Here is a 3,988-nt window from a genome sequence, read left to right as displayed (position 1 = left end):
CATCGCGAGAACTCCTTCAGAAGCACTGTGGAAGGTCTTCCAAAGGATCACGCGATGACCGCCCTACACGTCTACGACACGCCCATCACCGAGCGCCTGCCGTACACCACTTTGCTGGACGCCACTCGGCGAAGAGCTGCCGCCCGGTCCGTCCGGTGTAGGTTCCGTGCAGCAGGGGAGAGACCTCGGTGTCGAGGTAGGCGACGACCGTATGGCGCAGGCGCCCGCCACCAACCCGGTTGTCGAGATCCCGGAACGCCTCGGTCATCGACCGTACGGCGTTGACCTCGGCTTGACCGGATCTGCGGCGGCCGGTGGAGGATGGGTCGTCAGTGCCGGGAAGTGTGAGCCAACGCGTGGAAGCCGCGGCGTAGCCGCCCACCGCGTACGAGACACCGGTCTGAAACGATCGGCGTTCCACGTCGCTCCTCCAAAGTGCGGTGACGGTATCGACCGCCGCGGTCCAGGCCCACGGGAACTCCAGCCCCAGGTCGGCCGGCTGGTCGCCGCCGAATCGCATGCCGGCGTCTGCTGTGGATGTGGTGCGGCCGAGCATTTCGCTGAGCACGTCGACGATCAGATCGGGAGCAGGCGGTCGTGGGTGCTCGCCGGCGAGCCATCGACGGACAGAGTTGTGGTCGTAGCTCAGGCTCAACCCGCACGCGCGAGCGCGCTCGACGACCCGGCGGGCAAGGCCCTTGTGGGTAAGCCCGGCGTCGTCGAGGAGTGCGGCCAACCTGCGGTTTGGCTGCTTCGGGCGGCGTCCCACCGTTGCACCTCCCAAGACTGGCCCAGCGTCGCACGCCGACCTACGGCCGTGCCACATGACAGGGAAACGCGCGCCCCCTGTGCACTCCCTCTCCCCGGCTGCACGCCTTACCTGACTGTGGTCAGCCGCGATGAGCTACCGGCGTGGACAAGGAGCGGATGACCGTCGCGGTCCGCAGGGCGGCACGACATGCCGCGCGGCTTGGTCTCGAACGCCACGCAACTGCTGCCGGCCAGGGCCGGGTCGAGGAGTCAGTGCACGCCGATCAAACCCAGGTTGCTCACGCAATGGTCAGTGGCGTCGGGCGGGCGAGCGGTGAAACGCCCTTTCACGCCCCATGAACCGCGGCGCGGCGACTGGTTGACCGCTTGTCACGCCAGTCGATATCGGTCCTGGTCGCTGCGCCGTACCACGTCAGCAGATGGAGCGCAGGGCACTCATGTGTCGCGAGCAGCCTTACATCGTCGCGGGGAGGAAGCGATGAGGTCGATCGGATGGAAGGCAGCCAGCTTCGTCGTGTTCGTGCTCCTGGGACTGGCATACACGATGGTTCTCGCGCGATGAGTAGTACCCAGAGTTACGGCAGGTGCGTGGAGTGGATCTGGTCTGGTGACCTGGCTGCGATGCACTACACCGACGGTGACCTGCAGACGTTGGCGCGAGTGCTCTCACGCACCTGCCCACGCTGCCAGGCGAGGCCCGGGTCCTACTGCCGCAGAACCAGGTCTGGCCGTGTGATCGACGACCTCGACGGCCAGCACCTGGCCCGTCGAATGTGGCGAGAGCAGTAGACGACATGCATGGGGCGCAGCTCCGCACAGGCACCTACAGCAGTGGCTCTACTGCTGGTCCTGTGCCAGCGCGCGGAGCCTGCCTAGCGCATTGGCGGCAGACTGCCGAAGCTCGTCGGCGTCGAGGGAGTGCACGAGCTCGGCACGCAAGAGCGGGTCTGGTTCGAAGTCATCGGTTTCGGCGAATAGCTTGTCGAGGACACCGAACTCTGCATCTGACCACATCGTGTCATCGCCGAGGTACAGGTCGGAGTACCGCTGCCGGAACTCGGCTGGATCGATGCCCCGTTCGACCAGGGCAGACACCAGCTCAATGTACGGAGAGAGCTTGGCATTCATCGCGCCTCGATCGGTTCGTCCTTGGTTCATCTCTAACCTAGCCTCCCCCGAGATTTCCGGTGCGCAGAAGGTGCTGTATCTGTGTGGGCCGCAATTTCCAACCGCTCCAGAACTGCCCGTTCGCGTCGCGGAATGCGTTCAGGCCGGTACGCGGGTTGAAGAAGTGGGTTGCCGCCTCACCTCGATATCGGCCCTGAATGACAAGCGTGCCCCGGTCGCGAATGTGCGCCTCGCCGCCAGCCTTGTTCCAGTTGCCTTTGACACCGAATTGGGCAGCGTGGCTGAAGGCGTGTTGCAGCTGGCCGACTCGGAATGCCATCGACCGGTCAAGGAACCCACTGAGGAAGCGTCCTGTGGCGTAGCCAGCACGTCCGCGTAGGCCGCCGTGGAGCATGAGCCGGGTGGCGAGGCCGATGCCGATGCGGGCCCAGGTGGCGGCTCCGATGATTCCGGCGCCGAGGAGGAGGGCGGCCGCGACGGCTGCAGCGACTACGAGAGCCTGTTGAGTGGGTGTGAGATCGTTCCACCATCTGGCCAGGTCGCCGAGCAGTCCTGCCAGGAAGATCGCGTTTGCAGGTGGAGTGTCGTGGGCGGTGCTGACCATCTTGGCAACCGCACCCGCGAGCATGAGAGTCGCCGCCCCGCCCAGCAGGGCCACCAACTGGGCCTTGCGGATGGTGAGGTTCCGAAGCAGTTGGCTGTGTCTGCGGGGCCGTCCGGCCGCCCGGTAGTGGCCGATGGCAAGTTCGCGTTGTTGTCTCATCACTGTGGTGGCGGAGACGAAGGCCGCAGGCCCGGCGAGCAATGCCCTACCGCCGAGGCGCAGATCCGCGGTCAGCCCCAGGGATCCGGGCGTGGGCACGGGGCTGGGCGTTGGCGAGGCGTTGACCCTCGCCATGGCCCGGTAGTCGACATAGACACAGGCGACGACCAGGGCGAGGAGGACGATTCGTGTCGGGTGTCCGTTGCCCATGAGGGTATGGAGCCCGACGGCCCAGCCGGGCAGGAAGTGGCCGCCGAGAGCGAAGGAGCTGTTGAAGACCATGTGCTCGAACGTCACCAAACCCCACACGCCGCCGCGCAACGACCGACGCGTCAATGCAAGCGTGACATCGCTGCCAATGTCCGCTGGGGGATCCCTCAGCGGGCTGACTCCGCTCGATGTCACGCGCCCCAGGACTTGACCTCAAGGATGGTTGAGGTCGGAGAGTTGGAGTATGACTGCAACTGACACGGTTGCCGGGCCAACGGCAGCGGACGAGCAAGCGATTCGTGAACTGGTGGAGCGGGCGGACGAGGCGCAGAGTGATACCAGCGTGCTTCCCGGGCTGCATACCTCCGAGGCGGTGATCGTGAACATCGCCGGCCGGCGGTTGTTCGGGCGGGATGCGTTCAGCGCGGCGATGAGTGCCGCGCTGGGGTCTGCGCTCAAGGACGTTCAGACGAGCGTCGAGGTTGTCGACATTCGCGGCCTGACCCCTGACGTTGCTCTCGTCAGCTGCGTCAAGACGGTCCACGACAATCGGCCAGGCGCCGAGGCTGACGTCCCCGCAAGTGGAGCCCTCACGTACGCCGTCGTTAAGACACCGGCGGGGTGGCAGGTGGCGCTCGCCCAGACGACTCCGATTCGGTAGCAAGAAGGATTCCTGCCGAAAGCGAGTGCGGCCTGCGGCTGGCTCGCGACGTGACAACGAGGCTTCAACCGCCGGCCGCGGTAGACACGGCACTTAACCGCGGACAACGGACGTCGCTCGGGCTTCCTCGAGGGAACCTGATCCGAACGTGCCGATGCCGCAGGTCTCGCCGCGGTATAAGTCGATCATGTCCGCGCCGTACGTTGGGGTTACCTGGGCGAGCACGACGCCGACCCTGCGAGTGTCCGCAAGGGATCCCTTGCGGACACCCCGCCAGAGTCGCCGTCGTCGCCCAGGTGTCGACGGTTGACGATCCGCATAAGGACGCGGCCCCGGTCGGAACGCTGCTCCTGTGATGTGTCATCGCGGTGTTCGGGCGCACCGTTCTCCTACCGGACGGCGGTGGACTGGCCCCGAACACCGCTCGTATGGAGCCGCGTCCGAAGCTCGCGCGG

General features: G+C 66.0%; 5 protein-coding genes. 2 read left to right on the top strand and 3 right to left on the bottom strand.

The features are described from left to right. Positions 1 to 85: 85 nt before the first annotated feature. Positions 86 to 769 (bottom strand): NsdA family TPR-like regulatory protein, encoded by a 684-nt coding sequence (locus ABN034_RS34055; RefSeq protein ID WP_349695075.1) that lies wholly within the window; start codon positions 767 to 769, stop codon positions 86 to 88. A 560-nt stretch (positions 770 to 1,329) separates the two neighbouring features. Here ABN034_RS34055 and ABN034_RS34050 point away from each other — a divergent pair. After that, positions 1,330 to 1,560 (top strand): zinc finger domain-containing protein, encoded by a 231-nt coding sequence (locus tag ABN034_RS34050; RefSeq protein WP_349695074.1) that lies wholly within the window; start codon positions 1,330 to 1,332, stop codon positions 1,558 to 1,560. 48 nt (positions 1,561 to 1,608) lie between these two features. Here ABN034_RS34050 and ABN034_RS34045 read toward each other — a convergent pair whose 3' ends face one another. Together ABN034_RS34045 and ABN034_RS34040 are read right to left on the bottom strand one after the other, a co-directional pair. Beyond that, positions 1,609 to 1,866 (bottom strand): colicin immunity domain-containing protein, encoded by a 258-nt coding sequence (locus ABN034_RS34045; RefSeq protein WP_349695073.1) that lies wholly within the window; start codon positions 1,864 to 1,866, stop codon positions 1,609 to 1,611. Positions 1,867 to 1,936: 70 nt separating this feature from the next. Beyond that, positions 1,937 to 2,998 (bottom strand): colicin D domain-containing protein, encoded by a 1,062-nt coding sequence (locus ABN034_RS34040; protein WP_349695072.1) that lies wholly within the window; start codon positions 2,996 to 2,998, stop codon positions 1,937 to 1,939. A 118-nt stretch (positions 2,999 to 3,116) separates the two neighbouring features. On the opposite strand from ABN034_RS34040, the gene ABN034_RS34035 reads away from it, so the two are divergent. After that, on the top strand, positions 3,117 to 3,533 hold the full coding sequence (locus tag ABN034_RS34035; protein WP_349695071.1) for an SgcJ/EcaC family oxidoreductase: 417 nt from the start codon (positions 3,117 to 3,119) through the stop codon (positions 3,531 to 3,533). The last annotated feature ends 455 nt before the right edge of the window (positions 3,534 to 3,988 follow it).

The organism is Actinopolymorpha sp. B11F2, from assembly GCF_040195635.1.
Classification (GTDB): domain Bacteria; phylum Actinomycetota; class Actinomycetes; order Propionibacteriales; family Actinopolymorphaceae; genus Thermasporomyces.
This window is presented reverse-complemented; position numbering and strand designations above follow the sequence as displayed.

Bases quoted from the DNA above. Each gene is read 5' to 3' on its own strand.
- ABN034_RS34050 (WP_349695074.1), top strand. From the start codon at position 1,330: ATGAGTAGTACCCAGAGTTACGGCAGGTGCGTGGAGTGGATCTGGTCT.
- ABN034_RS34035 (WP_349695071.1), top strand. From the start codon at position 3,117: ATGACTGCAACTGACACGGTTGCCGGGCCAACGGCAGCGGACGAGCAA.